Below are 17821 nucleotides of genomic sequence, written 5' to 3' on the forward strand. Positions count from 1 at the left end.
ATCCCCCTTGCGGCGCTCGGGCGCGGGGCTCCGGGCGATTAGTGTTCCCGTATGAAGCTCCGACTGCCCCGGCGCCGCCGCGACCGTCTCCTCGCGGGCGCCGCCGCGCTCGCCGTCGTCGCGGGGGCCGGTACGTGGACGGCCGCGGCCGCCTCCGACGACACGCCGGCCGTGCACCGCCAGGACCACGTGGTGAACATGCCCGGCTCCGACGGGCCGGACGTCGCCGTCGACACCTCCTACTTCACGGCGGGCGGCACGCAGAAACGTCCCGCCGTACTCCTCGGGCACGGTTTCGGCGGCAGCAAGGACGACGTCCGTGCCCAGGCCGAACAGCTGGCCCGCGACGGGTACGCGGTGCTGACCTGGTCGGCGCGCGGCTTCGGCCGCTCCGGCGGCCGGATCGGGCTGAACGATCCCGCGTACGAGGTCAAGGACGTCTCCCGCCTCGTGGACTGGCTCGCGACCCGCCCCGAGGTACGGCTCGACGCGGACGGCGACCCGCGCGTCGGCGTGTCCGGGGCCTCCTACGGCGGTGCGGTCTCGCTGCTCGCCGCCGGGTACGACCGGCGCGTGGACGCGATCGCCCCGCAGATCACCTACTGGAACCTGGCGGACTCCCTCTTCCCCGGCGGCGTCTTCAAGAAGCTGTGGGCCGGGATCTTCTTCACCACCGGCTCCTCCGGCGGCACGCAGCCCGGGCAGCCCGCACAACAGGCGCCGCGGGCCGCCGATCCGGCGGCCGCCCCCGGCTGCGGGCGCTTCCAGCCCGAGCTCTGCGCGATGTACGAGCGGGTCGCGGTGGCCGGGAAGCCCGACCCCGAGGCCCGCGCCCTGCTGGAGCAGCGCAGTCCGTCGGCCGTCGGCGAGCGGATCAAGGTGCCGACCCTCATCGTGCAGGGCCAGGACGACTCCCTCTTCCCGCTGGACCAGGCCGATGCCATGGCCAAGGCCATCGCGGCGAACGGCGCGCCGGTCTCCGTGGACTGGGCGGCGGGCGGACACGACGGCGGCGTGCGCGAGGCGGACCGGGTCGAGGCCCGGGTCACGGCCTGGTTCGACCGCCACCTGAAGGAGGGCGGGGCCGACGGGAGCACGGACACCGGCCCGGCGTTCCGGGTCTCCCGCTCCGGCGGCATCGATTCCACCGACGGCGAGGTGCAGCTGCGCGGCGCGAGCGGCGACCGGTATCCCGGGCTCACCGCCGGCCCGCGCGAGTTCGCCCTGACGGGACGTGAGCAGGCCTTCGCCAATCCGGCGGGCGGCTCGCCCCCCGCGCTGTCCGCCCTGCCCGGCATCGGCGGCCAGCTCGCCGCCTTCGGCGCCGGGCTCTCGCTGGACTTCCCGGGGCAGAACGCGCGGTTCGAGTCGGAGCCCCTGGACAAGGACGTACGGATCACCGGGACCCCGACCGTAACCCTGAACGTGAGGTCGACGGCCGCGGACGGCAGCGCCGTACTGTTCGGCAAGGTGTACGACGTCGGACCCGACGGACGCCAGCAGGTGCTGCCCCATCAGCTGGTCGCCCCGGTCCGCGTGGAGGACGCGCGGGAGGGCAGGTCCGTGGAGCTCCGCCTGCCCGCGGTCGACCACGCCGTGGAGGCCGGGCACCGGCTGCGGCTGGTCGTCGCCGCGACCGACCTCGGCTACGCGAGCCCGGCCGCGCCGGCCGCGTACACGGTCTCGGCGCAGGGCCCCCTGGCCGTCCCCGTCGCCGCGGGCGTGAAGACCGCCTCCGCGGGGCTGCCCGCCTGGAGCTGGGGGCTGCCGCTGGGCGCTGCCGCGCTGGCCGCCGCGCTGCTCGGGGTCCGCCGGACCCGCCCGGGGGCCGCGGGGGCACGGGGCGGGGCGGCGCAGCCGGACCCCGAGCTGGCCGGCGTACCGCTGGAGATCACGGGACTGACGAAGCGGTACGCGAAGGCCCAGGACCGGTACGCGGTGCGGGACCTGTCGTTCCGGGTGGAGAAGGGGCAGGTGCTGGGGTTGCTCGGGCCCAACGGCGCCGGGAAGACCACCACCCTGCGGATGCTGATGGGCCTGATCTCGCCGGACGCCGGGGAGATCAGGGTGTTCGGTCACGCGGTGCGCGCCGGGGCTCCGGTGCTGTCGCGGGTCGGGGCCTTCGTGGAGGGCGCCGGGTTCCTGCCGCACCTGACGGGCCGGGCCAATCTGGAGCTGTACTGGCAGGCCACCGGCCGGCCCGCCGAGGACTCGCACATGGCGGAGGCCCTGGAGATCGCCGGGCTCGGCGACGCGCTGGAGCGCGCGGTGCGCACGTACTCGCAGGGCATGCGCCAGCGGCTCGCAATCGCGCAGGCCATGCTCGGGATGCCGGACCTGCTGATCCTGGACGAGCCGACGAACGGTCTGGACCCGCCGCAGATCCGGGAGATGCGGGACGTGATGATCCGCTACGCGGCGGGCGGCCGGACGGTCATCGTCTCCAGCCACCTGCTGTCGGAGGTGGAGCAGTCCTGTACGCACCTGGTGGTCATGGACCGCGGGCGGCTCGTGCAGGCGGGCGAGGTCGCCGAGATCACCGGCGGCGGGGACACGCTGCTGGTGACGCTGGCGGAACCGGTGGACGAGGTGGGCGTCGAGAAGGTGGCGGCGCTGGAGGGAGTGGGTTCCGTGGTGGCCTCCGACGAGGGGCTGCTGGTACGGCTCGAAGGCGCGACGGCCGCGGGGCTGATCGCCGAACTCGTACGGCTGGAGGTGCCGGTGACCGGAGTGGGGCCGCACCGCCGGCTGGAGGACGCGTTCCTCACCCTGATCGGAGGTCCGGCGTGAGCGCCGTACAGGAGGTGGCCCCGGGCTACCGGGCGAGCCGTACGCTGCCGCTGCGCGTGGAGGCGCTCAGGCAGTGGCGCCGGCGGCGGACGCTGGTGATGGGCGGGGTGCTGGCCGCGCTGCCCTTCATCCTGATGATCGCGTTCGCGGTGGGCGGCGGGCCGGGCAGCCGGGACGGCGGGAACGGCCGGATCACCCTGATCGACACGGCCACGGCGTCGGGGGCGAACTTCGCCGCGACCTGCCTGTTCGTCTCGGCGGGCTTCCTGCTGGTGGTGCCGGTGGCCCTGTTCTGCGGGGACACGGTGGCCTCGGAGGCCAGCTGGTCCTCGCTGCGCTACCTGCTGGCCTCGCCGGTACCGCGGGCGCGGCTGCTGTGGAGCAAGCTGGTGGTGGCGCTGAGCTTCAGCCTGGCGGCGATGGTGCTGCTGCCCGTGGTGGCGCTCGCGGCGGGCACGGCCGCGTACGGCTGGGGGCCGCTGAAGCTCCCGGCCGGCGGGGCGCTCGCCGCCGGGGACACCGTCCCGCGGCTGGCCCTCGTGGTCGCCTTCATCTTCGTGTCGCAGCTGGTCACCGCCGGACTGGCGTTCTGGCTGTCCACGCGGACGGACGCGCCGCTGGGCGCGGTCGGCGGGGCGGTGGGGCTGACGATCGTGGGCAACGTGCTGGACGCGGTGACCGCGCTCGGGTCCTGGCGCGATTTCCTGCCGGCGCACTGGCAGTTCGCGTGGGCGGACGCCTTGCAGCCGCAGCTGGAGTGGGGCGGGATGGTCAAGGGGACGGCGGTGTCGGTGTCGTACGCGCTGGTGCTGTTCGCGCTCGCCTTCCGGGGGTTCTCCCGCAAGGACATCGTGTCCTGATGCCCCTTCCGCGGGGGAACCCCCGGTCGGGGGCGGTCTGCAAGTGCTGTGGCCGGAAAGGTTTGCCGGGGCGCGTCGTCCGGTGCGGTGCATCGCAAGGCGGAGGGCCGCGGCTCGTACTGGACGTACCGGCTCGGTCCGACAACGCGGCGAGGCGCCGTACCGGGCGGCGCGACCCGGTGAACCTTTCCGGTCACAACACTAGGCGTCCTACGGGAGCGGGAGCACGCGTACGGGTGAGCCGTCGAGGAAGGCACGGATGTCCTCGACGGCTTCGCCGTAGTACGTGGCGTAGTTGGACCGTGTGACATAGCCCAGGTGGGGCGTCGCCAGCAGGCGGGGCGCGGTGCGCAGCGGGTGTTCCCGCGGCAGCGGTTCGACGTCGAAGACGTCGACGCCCGCGCCCGCGATGGTGCCCGCGTGCAGGGCCTTGAGGAGCGCCTCCTGGTCGACGACGGCGGCCCGGGAGGTGTTGACCAGGTAGGCGGTCGGACGCATCAGGGCCAGTTCGGCGGCACCGATCAGGCCGCGGGTGCGCTCGCCGAGAGCGAGGTGCACGGAGACGAAGTCACTGCCGGCCAGGAGTTCCTCCTTGGACGCGGCCCGGGCTACGCCCACCTCCGCCGCCCGCTCCGCGGTGAGGTTCTGGCTCCAGGCCACCACGTCCATGCCGAAGGCGAGCCCGACCTGGGCGACGCGGCTGCCGATCTTGCCGAGGCCGAGCAGGCCGAGCCGGCTGCCGTGCAGGTCGGCGCCGACCGTGCTCTGCCAGGGGCCGCACGCGCGCAGGGCGGTGTTCTCCGCGACGATGCCGCGGGCCAGCCCGAGCAGCAGGGCCCAGGTCAGCTCGACGGGCGGGGTCGAGGAACTGCCGGTGCCGCAGACGGTGACCCCGTTGCGCGTGGCGGCCGCGTAGTCGATCACCGAGTTCCGCATGCCGCTGGCGACGAGCAGCTTGAGCCGGGGCAGCCGGTCGAGCAGGGAGGCCGGGAAGGCGAGCCGCTCGCGGAGCGTGACGACGATGTCGAAGTCGGCCAGGCGCGCGGCGAGCCGGTCCTCGTGGGAGAGGTGGTCGGTGTACGGGACCACCTCCACGCGGTCCGCGAGCGGGGACCAGTCGGCGAGCGCGGTCGCCGCCTCCTGGTAGTCGTCGAGGACCGCGCAGCGCAGCAGGTCCTTCACGCGGCCACGCCCGGCGCGATCCCGTCGATCCCGTCGATCTCGGCGAGCAGCTCGGGCTCCAGCGGGCGGTCGGCGACGGCCGCGTTGGCTCGTACCTGTTCGGCGGAGGTGGCTCCGGCGATGACGGAGGCGCAGCCGGGCTGCGCGGAGAGCCAGCCGATGGCGAGTTCGAGGACGCTGCGGCCGTGCTTGTCGGCGAGCGCGGCCAGTGCTTCGACCACGTCGAGCCGCTCCTCGGTGAGGTACGCGTCGCGGCCTTCGAGGCGGGAGCCGGGCGGAACGGGCGCGCCGCGGCGGATCTTGCCGGTCAGCAGGCCGTTGGCGAGGGGGAAGTAGGGGAGCACGCCGACGCCGTAGTGCAGGGAGGCCGGGACCAGCTCGCGTTCGGCCGAGCGCTCCAGCAGGGACCACTGGTTCTGTGCCGACACGAAGGGCGCCGCGCCGGTCTCGCGGGCGACGTGGGCGGCTTCGGCGAGCTGCCAGCCGGTGAGGTTCGAGTGGCCGATGTAGCGGATCTTCCCCTCGGTGACCAGCTCGGTGAGAGCGGCCAGCGTCTCCGCGACGGGGGTGGCCGGGTCGGGGCTGTGCAGCTGGTAGAGGTCGATGTGGTCGGTCTCCAGGCGGCGCAGGGACTCCTCGACGGCCCGCCGGATGTACGCGCGGCCGCCACGGGAGCCGGCTGCGGGCCCGTACTCCATGTCCATGCCGGCGTAACCGAACTTGGTGGCGAGGACGACCTGGTCGCGGCGGCCCTTGAGGGCCTGGCCGAGGTGGCGCTCGGAGCCGCCGCGGCCACCGTAGATGTCGGCGGTGTCGAGGAGGGTGATGCCCGCGTCGAGGGCGGCGTCGACGACCGCGCGGGTGGCGGCGGCGTCGAGGCGGCCGCCGAAGTTGTTGCAGCCGAGACCGATGGCGGAAACCTGCAGGCCTGAACTGCCCAGGGAGAGATAACGCATGCGTTTCATGCCTCCGCACTCGCGTGATGCCTGACTGATCGTCGGGTCAGTCTAAAAGGGTCCGCGAGCCGCCTTCCGATCCGCCCGGCCCTCCCGCACCGGGGGTGCGGTCGGGCCGGGCCGGGCAGCGTCGGGTCGGGGCGGGCCGCGTCAGATGAGGCGGGTGGCTCCCGCCGACGGGGCCGCCGCCGTGATGCGGGGCGGAGCGTAGCCCGCCTCGCGGAAGGCCCGCGTCACGGCCCGGCCCACCTCCGGCTCGGCGTCCGCGTCGATCAGGGCCAGGGCCGAGCCGCCGAAACCGCCGCCCGTCATCCGGGACCCGTACGCACCCGCCGCGTCGGCCGTGGCCACCGCCAGGTCCAGTTCCGGGCAGGACACCTCGTAGTCGTCACGCAGCGAGGCGTGCCCCTGCGTGAGCAGCGGGCCCGTCTCGCGCAGCCGCCCGGCCCTCAGCAGCTCCTCGATCCGTACGACCCGTTCGTTCTCGGTGACGACGTGCCTGACCCGTCTGCGCCTGACCGGGTCGCCGAGACGGGTCAGCGCCCGCTCCAGTCCTTCGTACGGGACGTCGCGCAGGGCGGGCAGGCCGAGGGCCTCGGCCGCCTCGTGGCAGGAGCTCCTGCGCTGCGCGTAGGCCCCGTCGGCCAGGTCGTGCTTGACCCGGGTGTCGATGACGAGGAGGCGCAGGCCCGCCGCCGCGCAGTCGAAGGGGATGTGGCGCTGTTCGAGGCTGCGGGTGTCCAGGTGGAGGGCGTGCCCGTCGGTGGCGCAGGCGGAGGCCATCTGGTCCATGACCCCGCAGGGGACGCCGACGTAGGCGTTCTCGGCGCGCCGGGCGAGCGCGGCCAGTTCGGGCCGGGTGAGCGGCAGCCCGTACAGGTCGGTGAACGCCAGGGCGGTGGCCACCTCCAGCGCCGCGGAGGAGGACAGGCCCGCCCCCGTCGGCACGTCGGAGCGGATCCACAGATCGGCTCCGCTGACCGGAAGATCAGCGTCCAACAGGGCCCACACCACCCCGGCCGGGTACGCGGCCCAGCCGTCGGCGCCCTGCGGGGGGTGCGCCGGATCGAGGGCTGAGAGCTCGAAGGTCACCACCCCGGAGGGGACGTCGGCGGAGTGGACCCTGAGGATCCCGTCAGTACGCCGGGCCGCGGCCACCTCGGTCCGCTGCGGCAGGGCGAAGGGCAGGACGAAACCATCGTTGTAGTCGGTGTGTTCGCCGATCAGGTTGACCCGGCCCGGCGCCGCCCAGACCCCCTCCGGCCGGTACCCGTACAGCTCCCGGAAACCGTGCGCCGCCGCGTTCACCGGCTCGCCACCTGCCGCAGCCGTGCGGCCGCGTCCTCGGGCCGGACGTCGTTCATGTAGGCCTCCATCCCGGATTCGGTCCCGGCGAGGTACTTCAGCTTGTCGGCGGTGCGCCGGACGGTGAACAGCTCCAGGTGGAGCGCAAAGTCGGCGCGGCCCGCACCCGCCGGGGCCTGGTGCCAGGCGGAGATGTACGGGGTCGGGTCGGGCCGGTCGAAGAGCCGGTCGAAGCGGCGCAGCAGCTCCAGGTAGACCCGGGGGAACTCGGCCCGGGCCGCGTCGCCCAGGGCGGGCAGGTCGGGCACCCGGCGGTGCGGGTAGAGGTGGACCTCGTACGGCCAGCGCGCCGCGTACGGCACGAAGGCCGTCCAGTGCTCCGCTTCGAGGACGACGCGGGTGCCTTCGCCCCGTTCGGCGGCCAGGACTTCCTCGAAGAGGTTGCCTCCGGTGCGCGCGCGGTGGGCGGCGACGGTGGCGAGCATCCGGGTGGTGCGGGCGGTGACGAAGGGGAAGGCGTAGATCTGCCCGTGGGGATGGGCGAGGGTGACGCCGATCTCGGTGCCCCGGTTCTCGAAGCAGTAGACCTGCCGGACGCCGTCCCGGGCGGAGAGTTCGGCGGTGCGGTCGGTCCAGGCGGCCAGCACCAGCGCGGCACGCTCCTCGTCGAGTTCGGCGAAGGAGGTGCGGTGGTCGGGGGTGAAGCAGATGACCTCGCAGCGGCCGGTGTCCCCGGCGAGGGAGGGGAAACGGTTCTCGAAGACGGCCACCTCGTAGTCGGGGGCCGGGATCTCGCTCGCGCGCCCCTCCGTGGACGGGCACAGCGGGCAGGCGTCGGCGGGCGGGTGGTAGGTGCGGCCCTGACGGTGCGAGGCGATGACGACGGCGTCACCGAGCAGCGGGTCGCGGCGCACCTCGGAGGCGCCCTGGGCCGGGGCCGCGCCGAGCGGCCGGGTGTCGGGGAAGGCGCGGGCCGCGCCGTCGTCGGTGTCGTAGTAGAGGATCTCGCGGCCGTCGGCGAGACGGGTGCTCGTGCGCTTCACGTGAGGATCCTCTCTCACTGGAGGGTGACGACCGTGGGGCGGCCGAGGTCGGGCCAGTCCAGCAGGGGCAGTCCGGTGCCGGGGCGTTCGAGTCCGAGTTCGAGTTCGAGTTCCAGGACGATGATCTCGTTCTCACCGGTCCGCCACAGGGGCCCGGGCGCGTAGAGGGTGCGCTGCGGGCCGCGCGGGGTGTCGTAGTGGCCGAGGAGGAACCCGTTGAGCCAGACCAGGCCGGTCCCCCAGCCGGACATGTCGAGGAATCCGTCGGCGGGGGCGTGCTCGGGGGCGTGGGTGAAGCGGTGGAAGGCGGGCCGGCCCGTCTCCGGCCCGGCGGACGGGGCGGGGTCTGCCGTGGCGGCCGAGGCGGGGTCTGCCGCGTGCGCCGGGGCGGGGTCTGCGGGGACACTGCCTGCCGGGGCACTGCCTGCCGCCGGATGAGGCGGTGCTGCGGCCGGTGGTGCTGCGGGCGCCGAAGCTGCGGCCGGCGCTGCCAGCCCTGCGAAGTCGAGTCCGGTGAGGTCGGTCAGCGGCAGCGGGCGGATCTCCCATTCGAACAGCTGCTGGTGGCCGTGGCGCACCCCGCGCCAGATGCCCTTGCGGTCGTCGAGGAGCGGACCGTAGTTGACCCGGCCCTGGGCGCGGACGAGTACGTCGAGGACCACTCCCGCCTCCCCGACGGGCAGGTCGAGCCCCTCGTCGGGCGCGTTGCGGTCGAGGACGCCGAGGGGGACCCCGTCGGCGAAGACGTACGCGCGGTCGCCGAGGCCGTCGATTTTGACGGGCATGGCGGGGCGGGGGCCGGTGATGGTGGTGCGGTAGTGGATCAGGCCGTGGCTCTGGCCGAGCCGCTCCATGGACTCGGGGGCCGGGCGCAGTACCGGGGGCCCGCCGAGCAGTTCGAGGGAGCCCAGCAGCGGGGCGGTACCCGCGGGGGTGGCCAGGGCCGGGGTGATCCGCGGGAGCGGCTCGGGCAGCGGATCCTCCGGCAGCGTCACGTACTTGCCGATGACCTCGCGGAAGGCGTGGAACTTGGGGGTGAGTTCCCCGGCCTCGCCGATGGGCGCGTCGTAGTCGTAGCTGGTGACGGTGGGCTGGTAGCCGGGCTCGCCGGGGCGGGATCCGGTGTGGTTGGCGCCCGCCCAGAAGCCGAAGTTGGTGCCGCCATGGGCCATGTAGAGGTTCACGGAGGCGCCGGTGGCGAGGAGTTCGTCGAGCGATTCGGCCGCGTCCTCGACGGCACGGACGTGGTGGCCCTCGCCCCAGTGGTCGAACCAGCCGATCCAGAACTCCATCGCGGCGAGCGGGCCGGTCCTCTGGTAGCGGCGCAGGACGTCGAGGCGCTCGGCCGGGCGGGCGCCGAAAGTGGCGGTGGCGAGCCGCCCGGGGAGCATGCCGCCCTGGAGCATGGCGTCCTCGGGGCCGTCGGCGGTGAACAGCAGGCAGTCCACGCCGCGTTCCACGAGGGCCTGCTCCACGTGCGCGCGGTAGTGGGTGTCGTTGCCGTACGAGCCGTACTCGTTCTCGATCTGCACGGCGACCACCGGCCCGCCGCGGCTCGCGAGCAGGGGCAGCAGTTCGGGTACGACGAGGTCGAACCAGCCGTCCGCCTCGGCCTCGAAGCGCGGGTCGGAGCAGCGCAGGTGGAGGCCGTCGACGGCAAGGAGGCGGGCGGGCAGGCCGCCGAAGTCCCATTCGGCACAGATGTACGGGCCGGGGCGGACGATGGCGTCGAGGCCGAGGTCCTGGGCGGTGCGCAGGAAGCGGCCGAGGTCGCGCCAGCCGGTGAAGTCGGCCTCGCCGGGGGCGGTCTCGTGGAAGTTCCAGGGCACGTAGGTGTCCACGGTGTTGGCACCCAGGGCGCGCAGCCGCCTGAGCCGGTCCTCCCACAGGTCGGGATGGACCCGGAAGTAGTGCAGGGCCCCCGAGACGATGCGGTGGGGGCGCTCTGCGCGCCGGAATCCGTCCTTGTCGTGCGTGAGCATGCGCTGACTCCCGAGAGCGGTCGAGATGCCGTGAGGTGCGGGACGCCGCCGAATATATGAACGTACCGGCCATGCCGTCAATGACCAGTTGATCGGAATCGATCGAATCGATCGGTTCGAATGCTTATGATGGCGCTGCACGGCCCGCCGGAGCGAAACCCATCCGCACCGGTGGTCACACCAGCAGACCGCGCACGCCGACCGCAGACCGGCGCGCAGAGCGCAGGGGGATCCCTTGAGACCACATGTAGACCAGCGTCAGGCACAGGTGCTCGCGCTCGTCCAGGAGCGGGGCAGCGTGCGCGTGGCGGACCTGGCCCAGGAACTCGGCGTCTCCCCGGTCACCCTGCGCAGGGACATCGAGGCCATGGCGGCGCGCGGCGAGATCCAGCGGATGCACGGGGTGATCAGCCGGGTGGATCCGGGCCGAACGCCGGCCGGCGGGCGCGCCGGGGGCCCGACCGCCGGATCGGCCCAGGGGGTTGCCGGTGGACCGGCGGCCGGGGGCGCCGGTGGCTCCGCCGGCGCCGGTGGGGAGGGTCTGGTGATCGGGATGGTGGTGCCGACGACCGAGTACTACTACGCCGATGTCGTACGCGGGGCCCGTGAGGCCGTCGAGGCGCGGGGGGCACGGCTGACGGTCGGGCTGACCCGCTATCTGCCGGGTGAGGACCGGACCCAGGCCGACCGGCTGCTGTCCACCGGGGCGCACGGGCTGCTGCTGACCCCGAACTGGGAAGCGGGATCCCCCGGGCCGGGCGAGGGCGCGTGGACGGCCGAACTCCCGGTTCCGACGGTCCTGGTGGAGCGGTGGGCTCCGCCGGGGCACCCGGCGTCGGCGCTGGACCGGGTGTCCTCCGACCACGCGCACGGCGCGGCCCGGGCGGTGCAGCACCTGACGGAGGCGGGCCACCGCCGGATCGCGCTCGCCAGCCGGACCACCCCGACCACGGCCCGCCTGCGGGCCGGGTACGAGGCGGCCGTCACCGCCCTCGGGCTGGAACCCGCGCCGCCGTGGCCGCCGGCCGGCCCGGCTCCGCTCTCGGACGCGGAGCTGTTCGCCCGGACGCTGGAGTACCTGTGCGAGGCGGTGACGACGGGAGGGGTGACGGCCGCGCTGATCCACAGCGACACCGACGCGATCATGCTGATCCCCCGGCTCCAGGCACGGGGCGTACGGGTGCCGGAGGACCTGGCCGTGATCACGTACGACGACGAGGTCGCCGGGATGGCCGACGTGCCGCTGTCGGCGGTGGCCCCGGCCAAACACGAGGTGGGCGCCCGCGCAGCCGCCCTCCTCCTGGACCGCCTGTCCCCCTCACCCACGGCAGCCGCCCGCCAGGACCCCCCTCGCCAGCACCTGGACCTACTCCCCCGCCTGACCATCCGCCCCTGACTCCACCACCGCGCCCCACCCCACTGGGCACCCCACCCGGTCGGCCACACCCCGAGCCGGCCACACCCCGAGCCGGCCACGGGCGGGGCAGCCGCGGCGCTGGGCGGCCGCGGGGCAGGGCGGCCGCGGGGCAGGGCGCGGGAGGGGGAGGCACGGGACGGGCGCACGGCGGCGTGACGCGGGACGGGGCAGGACGGCGCGGGACAGGGCGGCACGTGGCGGCACGCCGCGGGGCAGAACGGCGCAAGGCGGCGTGCCACCGGCCGGGGCAGGACGGCGCGGGGCGGGTCGGCGCAAGGCGGCGTGCCGCCGGCCGGGGCAGGACGGCGCGGGACAGGGCGGGTCGTGTCGGACGGCGGGGCGGGTCGGACGCGGGGCGGCGCGCGGCATGGGGCGGCGCGCGGGCCGGACGGGCACCAGGCACGGGCACCGGCCACGGCGAAGGCCGGGCACGGCGGAAGTGGAGCGGCAGCCACGTCCTCCGTGTCCCTCCGCGGCGCGCGATGGTGCGGTAGGAACTGGTCCCGGGGCGGCCGCATGCCGCACTCGACCACACCGAGCCCGAGGTGCTGCCCGCCGGTTCGCCACTGCTCGAGCTGGCGAGCGTGCTGCTCTCCCCTGTAACTGGTTCGCTGAGCGCGGAGCTGGCCCAACTGACCCGTTCGGGCGCGGCGGAGCTGGAACGGTACGCCCCGGACCGGGCCTCCGCTACGGTGTCGATCCCGGGCGGCTGGTCCGTTCGGCCTGATCTGCCTGGGCGGCCGCCGCCGCCACGAGTATCTCCAGGTAAGCCCGGCCCCGCGTGAGCTGCCCCGGCAGTTCGGCGGCTTCGGGGTACCAACGCTTCTCGTACTCCCAGCAGAGCCAGCCGTCCCGCGGTGCGACGGCCACCGCCTCGGCGAGCGGCAGCACGCCCGCGCCGAGCCCGAGCGGGGTGAGCTCCTGCGCCGACGCCACGTCCTTCACCTGTATGTAGCCCAGGTGCCCGGCCAGGGCCCGCCGGGACTCCGTCGGCGATTCGCCCCCCAGCCAGGTATGCAGTACGTCCCACAGCGCGCCGGTGCCCGGATGCCCGACCTGGTCCAGCACCCGCGCGGCCGCAGCGCCGGTGCGGTGCGAGTCGTGGGTCTCCAGCAGGATCCGCACACCGTGCCGCCCGGCGAACGGCGCCGCCGCCAGCAGCCTGCGCACGGCATGGGCGTCGGCGACCGCCTCGGGCAGCTCGGCGCCGCCGGGGAAGACCCGCACCCAGGGCGCTTCGAGGTCGGCGGCGAGCCGGACCAAGGCGCGCAGCTCTGCGAGGACCGGCTCGTCGTCGCCGGGCGCCGCCACCTTGGCGTAGCCCGCGACGCCGAGGGTGCTGACGCCCGCCGCCCGGAGGGTCCGCAGGGCCGCGGCGCGCTCGGCGGCCGGGCTGCCGGGGTGCAGCGGTTCCTCGGGGTGCGCACGCAGTTCGAGGCCGTCGAAACCGTGGGCGGCCGCCAGGCCTGCGCTCCGGTCGAGGTCGGCACCGGGCAGGCCGAGTGTGGAGAAGGCGTATTTCACGGACGGCTCCCTTCGGCCGGGGGCGGCGCTGTGGATCCGCGCACCATCAGCTCGGTGGGCAGGGTGGTGATGCCGCCCGGGGGCGGCAGCCGACGTCCGGTGACCAGTTGGGCGGCGAGCGCCCCCGCCTCACGCAGGGGCACACGGACAGTGGTCAGCGCGGGCGCGGTGTCCACGCAGAAGGGCAGGTCGTCGAAGCCGGCGACGGATACATCCTCCGGGATCCGTATGCCCGCCTCGCGCAGGGCCGCGGCGACACCGGTCGCCACGGTGTCGTTGGCCGCGGCGACCGCGGTGAAGGGCAGCCCGCGGCGCAGCAGTTCGCGGGTGGCGTCGTAGCCCGCGGCACGTTCGAATCCGGCGTGCACGGTGAGGGGTGCGCACGCCTCGGGCAGGGCGGGGTCGTGACGCAGCAGGGCGGCGCGGTGCCCGGCGAGCCGTTCCCTGGTGGTGCTCAGCTCCGGTGGGCCGGCGACGTAGGCGATGCGGCGGTGGCCGAGTGTCAGCAGGTGTTCGGCGAGGCGGAAGGCCCCTCCGTGGTCGTCGAACATCACGGTGGCGACGGGGAGCCCCTCGGGGACCGGCAGGGGAGGCCGCCCGCACAGGACCACCGGCGCGCCGGTGGCCGCCATCCGTGCGACGCGGGCCGTGAGTACCGCGGTGTGCCCGGGCTCCTCGACGGCGCCGCCGGTGAGGACGACGCCGCCGGCCCGCTGGCCTTCCAGCAGGGTGAGGTAGGCCAGTTCGGCCGCGGGGGCGCCTTCGGTGTTGCAGACGACGGCGAGCCGGCGGGGGTCCGAGCCGCCGCTGGGTGAGAGGGCGCCTTGCAGGGAGCCGGCGAGGATCCCGAAGAAGCTGTCCGCGACGTCGTGGACGAGCACGCCGACGAGGTCGGAAGTGGCGGCCGCGAGCGCGCGGGCGGGGCCGTTGGCGATGTAGCCGAGCTCCTCCACAGCCCGCTCCACCCGGGTGCGGGTACCGCCTGCCACGGGGTACCCGCCGTTGAGTACGCGCGAGACCGTGGCGGGCGATACGCCTGCGTGCGCCGCGACTTCGGCGAGAGTCACCGCCATCATGCACCTCCCCTTCCGGACCCCTGCTTGTGGCCCGGGTCATCGTCTCATCCGGTCTGTGGACCTCCATACTCCCTCAGAAAGAAAGCGCTTTCCATCACCCGCAAGAGTGTTGCATCGGAGCAACTCCCCGCTCTAGCGTGGAAGCAGTGAAAGCGCTTTCTATGCGCCGCACCGTGGAACCGCAGACACGAAGGAGGGGACACCGTGGCACGCAGGACGATCAAGATCGCGATGAACGGCGTGACCGGACGCATGGGGTACCGCCAGCATCTGGTCCGCTCCGTGCTCGCACTGCGCGAGCAGGGCGGCCTGGACCTGGGTGACGGCAGGACGCTGTGGCCGGAGCCGGTCCTCGTGGGGCGGCGGGAGCCGGCCTTGCGCGCCATCGCCGAAGAGCACGGGCTGGAGCACGTCAGTACGGACTTGGCGGCCGTACTTGCCGATCCCGAGGTCGAGATCTATTTCGACGCCCAGGTCACCAGCGCCCGCGAGACGGCGTTGCGGCAGGCCATAGCGGCGGGAAAGCACGTGTACTGCGAGAAGCCGACGGCCCTGAGCTTCGAGTCCTCGCTGGAGCTGGCCCGGCTGGCCGCGGCCCGGGGCATCAAGCACGGCGTCGTCCAGGACAAGCTGTTCCTGCCAGGGCTGATGAAGCTGAAGCGACTGATAGAGGGGGGCTTCTTCGGCGAGATCCTCTCTGTACGCGGGGAGTTCGGGTACTGGGTGTTCGAGGGAGACTGGCAGCCCGCGCAGCGCCCCTCGTGGAACTACCGGACGCAGGACGGCGGGGGCATCGTCGCCGACATGTTCCCGCACTGGGAGTACCTGCTGCATGAAATGTTCGGCCGTGTCCGCACCGTGCAGGCCCTCACCCGTACGCACATCGGCCGCCGCTGGGACGAGCGGGGCAAGCCGTACGAGGCGACAGCCGATGACGCCGCGTACGGGATCTTCGAGCTGGAGGGCGGCGCGGTCGCGCAGATCAACTCCTCCTGGGCGGTTCGGGTCCATCGCGACGAGCTGGTGGAGTTCCAGGTGGACGGCACGCACGGGTCGGCGGTCGCCGGGCTGCGCGGCTGCCGGATCCAGCACCGCGGTGCGACGCCCAAGCCGGTGTGGAATCCGGATCTCCCGCAGACCGAGGCCTTCCGCTCGCAGTGGCAGGAGGTTCCGGACAACGCCCCGTCCGACAACGCCTTCAAGGCTCAGTGGGAGCTGTTCCTGCGACACGTCGTGCTCGACGAGCCCTGGCAGTGGGATCTGCTCGCCGGGGCGCGAGGGGTGCAGTTCGCCGATCTGGGCCTGCGATCCTCGGCCGAGGGGCAGCGGCTGACGGTGCCGGAGGTGGTCCTGTGAGCGTCCGGCTCCCCTCGGCCGACGGCGGGTACCGCCTGTACCGTCCGAACGGCGATCCCTTTTCACCCCTGGCCTGCGGCCCGGCCCGCACGCGTACCTTCTACTCGGCCGCGCACGTGGTGGCGGACCCGCTGGCCGCGTCGGCCGAATCCGGGCCGGTCGTCGACTGGGAGTCCACGCTGGCCTTCCGGCGCCGGCTGTGGGCCCAGGGTCTCGGGGTGGCCGAGGCCATGGACACCGCTCAGCGCGGGATGGGCCTCGACTGGGCGACGGCGGCGGAACTCATCCGGCGTTCCGCTGCCGAGGCCCGGGCGGCGGGCGGGCGGCTCGTATGCGGCACGGGCACCGACCAGCTCTCCGCCGGGGCTCCGCACTCCCTTGCCGCGATCACCGCGGCGTACGAGGAACAGCTCGCGCACACCGAGGCCTGTGGGGCGGGGGCGGTCCTGATGGCCTCGCGGGCGCTGGCCGCTGCCGCGCGCGGCCCGGAGGACTACCTGGCGGTGTACGGGCGTCTTCTCCGACAGAGCGCGCGGCCGGTCGTACTGCACTGGCTGGGGCCGATCTTCGACCCGGAGCTGGCCGGCTACTGGGGCCACGAAGACCTCGACGAGGCCACGGACGTCTTCCTGAAGATCATCGCCGAGTCCCCGGAGAAGGTGGACGGGATCAAGGTCTCGCTGCTGGACGCGGAGCGGGAGGTCGACATCCGCCGGCGCCTGCCCGCGGGCGTGCGCTGTTACACGGGCGACGACTATCACTATCCGCAACTGATCGCCGGTGACGGGGAGCTGGCCAGTGACGCGCTCCTGGGGATCTTCGACCCGATCGCCCCGATCGCGGCCCGGGCCGCCCTCGCACTGGACCGGGGGGATCCCACGGGGTTCCGGGAGCTGCTGGATCCGACGGTGCCCCTGTCCAGACACCTCTTCGCCCCGCCCACCCGCTTCTACAAGACCGGGGTAGTACTGCTGGCCTGGCTGGCCGGGTACCAGGAGCACTTCACGATGGTGGGCGGGCTGCAGTCGGCCCGGTCGCTCCCCCACCTGGCCACCGCCTACGAACTGGCGGACGGACTGGGCCTCTTCCCGGATCCGGAGCTCGCCGAGGACCGCATGCGCCGATTGCTCGCCGTGTACGGGGTGACGTCATGAGCCCCGCCACCACGCCCACTCCGGCCCAGGCCCCAACCCCCGCCCCTGCACCCACCCCCGCGCGGTTCAGCCTCAACCAGGAGACGATCCGCCAGTGGTCGCTGCCCGAGCTGGTCACCGGGTGCGCGGAGGCCGGAGTGGGCGCGGTCGGGCTGTGGCGGGACCCGGTGCGCGGGTTCGGGGTGCGGGAGACGGCGAAGCTGGTCACCGACGCCGGGCTGCGCGTCAGTTCCCTGTGCCGCGGCGGCTTCTTCACCGCCGCCGACCCGGCCGGCCGGGCGGAGGCGCTGGAGGACAACCGTCGGGCCGTGGAGGAGGCGGCCGAACTGAGCGCCGGCACACTGGTCCTGGTCTCAGGCGGGCTACCCCCCGGCGACCGCGACCTGGTGGCGGCTCGCGGGCGGATCGCCGACATCCTGGGCGAGCTGGCTCCATGGGCCTCAGCGCACGGGGTACGGCTGGGCATCGAGCCGCTGCATCCGATGTTCGCTTCCGACCGCTGCGTGGTCTCCACCCTCGGACAAGCCCTGGACATCGCCGAGCAGTTCCCCGCGGACCAGGTGGGAGTGGTGGCCGACTCGTACCACCTGTGGTGGGACGAACGGCTGCCGGCAGATCTGCGCAGGGCAGGCGAGGGCGGCCGCATCGTATCCGTGCAAGTGGCCGACTGGATGACTCCGCTGCCCGAAGGCGTGCTGCTGGGGCGTGGACAGCTGGGCGACGGATCCATCGACCTGCGGGGATTCAGGGAACTGGCCGACGGGGCCGGCTACCGGGGCCCGGTGGAGGTCGAGATCTTCCACCCGGGGCTGTGGGTCCGTGACGGCGAGGAGGTCCTGCGGGAGGTGATCGAACGCTACCGCGCACACGTCGAGTGAGTCCGGACTGCCCGGCCTGCGGCCCTCCGCCCAAGCAGCAGCTGCCCGGCAGCCCCCACCGGGTCAGCGGATCCCACCCGGGGCCGAAACGCCCCCGCGAGTCGGCAGCGCCCCCCTGTGCCCGACCGGGTCAGGGGCCCCGGCCGGGGGGCGAAACGCCCCCGCAGGTCAGCAGCGCCCCGTGGGCGGGACCGCCCGGATCGTCGGGCCCCGGGCGGGAGCCGAGAGCCCCGGGGGTCGAGACAACCTCGCAGGTCAGCGGCGCGCGCGGGCGGGACTGAGCGGACGTCGGGTCCCG

The 17821-nt window shown here is 74.0% G+C and carries 13 protein-coding genes; 6 read left to right on the forward strand and 7 right to left on the reverse strand.

Annotation, left to right across the window (positions count from 1 at the left end; genetic code table 11):
* Positions 1-51 precede the first annotated feature (51 nt).
* Positions 52-2790 (forward strand): alpha/beta fold hydrolase, encoded by a 2739-nt coding sequence (locus tag OG447_RS22860; protein WP_266939031.1) that lies wholly within the window; start codon positions 52-54, stop codon positions 2788-2790.
* Entirely contained in the window at positions 2787-3650 is an 864-nt protein-coding gene (locus OG447_RS22865; protein WP_266939032.1) for an ABC transporter permease, read from the forward strand. The genes OG447_RS22860 and OG447_RS22865 overlap by 4 nt, the downstream gene beginning before the upstream one ends.
* 210 nt (positions 3651-3860) lie before the next feature.
* Here OG447_RS22865 and OG447_RS22870 read toward each other — a convergent pair whose 3' ends face one another.
* The 5 genes from OG447_RS22870 to OG447_RS22890 all read right to left on the reverse strand — a co-directional run bounded on the left by OG447_RS22870 (position 3861) and on the right by OG447_RS22890 (position 10118).
* Complete coding sequence (locus OG447_RS22870; protein WP_266939033.1) at positions 3861-4832, reverse strand: D-2-hydroxyacid dehydrogenase family protein; 972 nt, start codon at positions 4830-4832, stop codon at positions 3861-3863.
* On the reverse strand, positions 4829-5788 hold the full coding sequence (locus tag OG447_RS22875) for an aldo/keto reductase (RefSeq protein ID WP_266939034.1): 960 nt from the start codon (positions 5786-5788) through the stop codon (positions 4829-4831). The genes OG447_RS22870 and OG447_RS22875 overlap by 4 nt, the downstream gene beginning before the upstream one ends.
* A 150-nt stretch (positions 5789-5938) precedes the next feature.
* Complete coding sequence (gene galK / locus OG447_RS22880; protein WP_266939035.1) at positions 5939-7096, reverse strand: galactokinase; 1158 nt, start codon at positions 7094-7096, stop codon at positions 5939-5941.
* Entirely contained in the window at positions 7093-8136 is a 1044-nt protein-coding gene (galT, locus tag OG447_RS22885) for a galactose-1-phosphate uridylyltransferase (RefSeq protein WP_266939036.1), read from the reverse strand. Before galT ends, galK begins: the two co-directional genes overlap by 4 nt.
* Positions 8137-8150: 14 nt before the next feature.
* Complete coding sequence (locus OG447_RS22890; protein WP_266939037.1) at positions 8151-10118, reverse strand: beta-galactosidase family protein; 1968 nt, start codon at positions 10116-10118, stop codon at positions 8151-8153.
* A gap of 235 nt (positions 10119-10353) precedes the next feature.
* On the opposite strand from OG447_RS22890, the gene OG447_RS22895 reads away from it, so the two are divergent.
* Positions 10354-11514: a substrate-binding domain-containing protein gene (locus tag OG447_RS22895; protein WP_266939038.1), complete on the forward strand. Its 1161-nt coding sequence runs from the start codon at positions 10354-10356 to the stop codon at positions 11512-11514.
* Positions 11515-12222: 708 nt separating this feature from the next.
* Here the strand turns inward: OG447_RS22895 and OG447_RS22900 are convergent.
* Both OG447_RS22900 and OG447_RS22905 read right to left on the reverse strand, forming a co-directional pair.
* Complete coding sequence (locus OG447_RS22900) at positions 12223-13059, reverse strand: sugar phosphate isomerase/epimerase (RefSeq protein WP_266939039.1); 837 nt, start codon at positions 13057-13059, stop codon at positions 12223-12225.
* A complete protein-coding gene (locus OG447_RS22905; protein ID WP_266940104.1) occupies positions 13056-14132 on the reverse strand; it encodes a LacI family DNA-binding transcriptional regulator in 1077 nt (358 codons plus the stop codon). The genes OG447_RS22900 and OG447_RS22905 overlap by 4 nt, the downstream gene beginning before the upstream one ends.
* A gap of 207 nt (positions 14133-14339) precedes the next feature.
* On the opposite strand from OG447_RS22905, the gene OG447_RS22910 reads away from it, so the two are divergent.
* From OG447_RS22910 to OG447_RS22920, 3 genes are read left to right on the forward strand one after another with little or no spacing between them, the layout of a single operon-like run.
* On the forward strand, positions 14340-15491 hold the full coding sequence (locus OG447_RS22910; RefSeq protein ID WP_266939040.1) for a Gfo/Idh/MocA family protein: 1152 nt from the start codon (positions 14340-14342) through the stop codon (positions 15489-15491).
* On the forward strand, positions 15488-16645 hold the full coding sequence (locus tag OG447_RS22915; protein WP_266939041.1) for a dihydrodipicolinate synthase family protein: 1158 nt from the start codon (positions 15488-15490) through the stop codon (positions 16643-16645). The genes OG447_RS22910 and OG447_RS22915 overlap by 4 nt, the downstream gene beginning before the upstream one ends.
* Positions 16642-17523 (forward strand): sugar phosphate isomerase/epimerase, encoded by an 882-nt coding sequence (locus tag OG447_RS22920; protein ID WP_266939042.1) that lies wholly within the window; start codon positions 16642-16644, stop codon positions 17521-17523. The genes OG447_RS22915 and OG447_RS22920 overlap by 4 nt, the downstream gene beginning before the upstream one ends.
* The last annotated feature ends 298 nt before the right edge of the window (positions 17524-17821 follow it).

It is taken from the genome of Streptomyces sp. NBC_01408, from assembly GCF_026340255.1.
GTDB lineage: Bacteria > Actinomycetota > Actinomycetes > Streptomycetales > Streptomycetaceae > Streptomyces.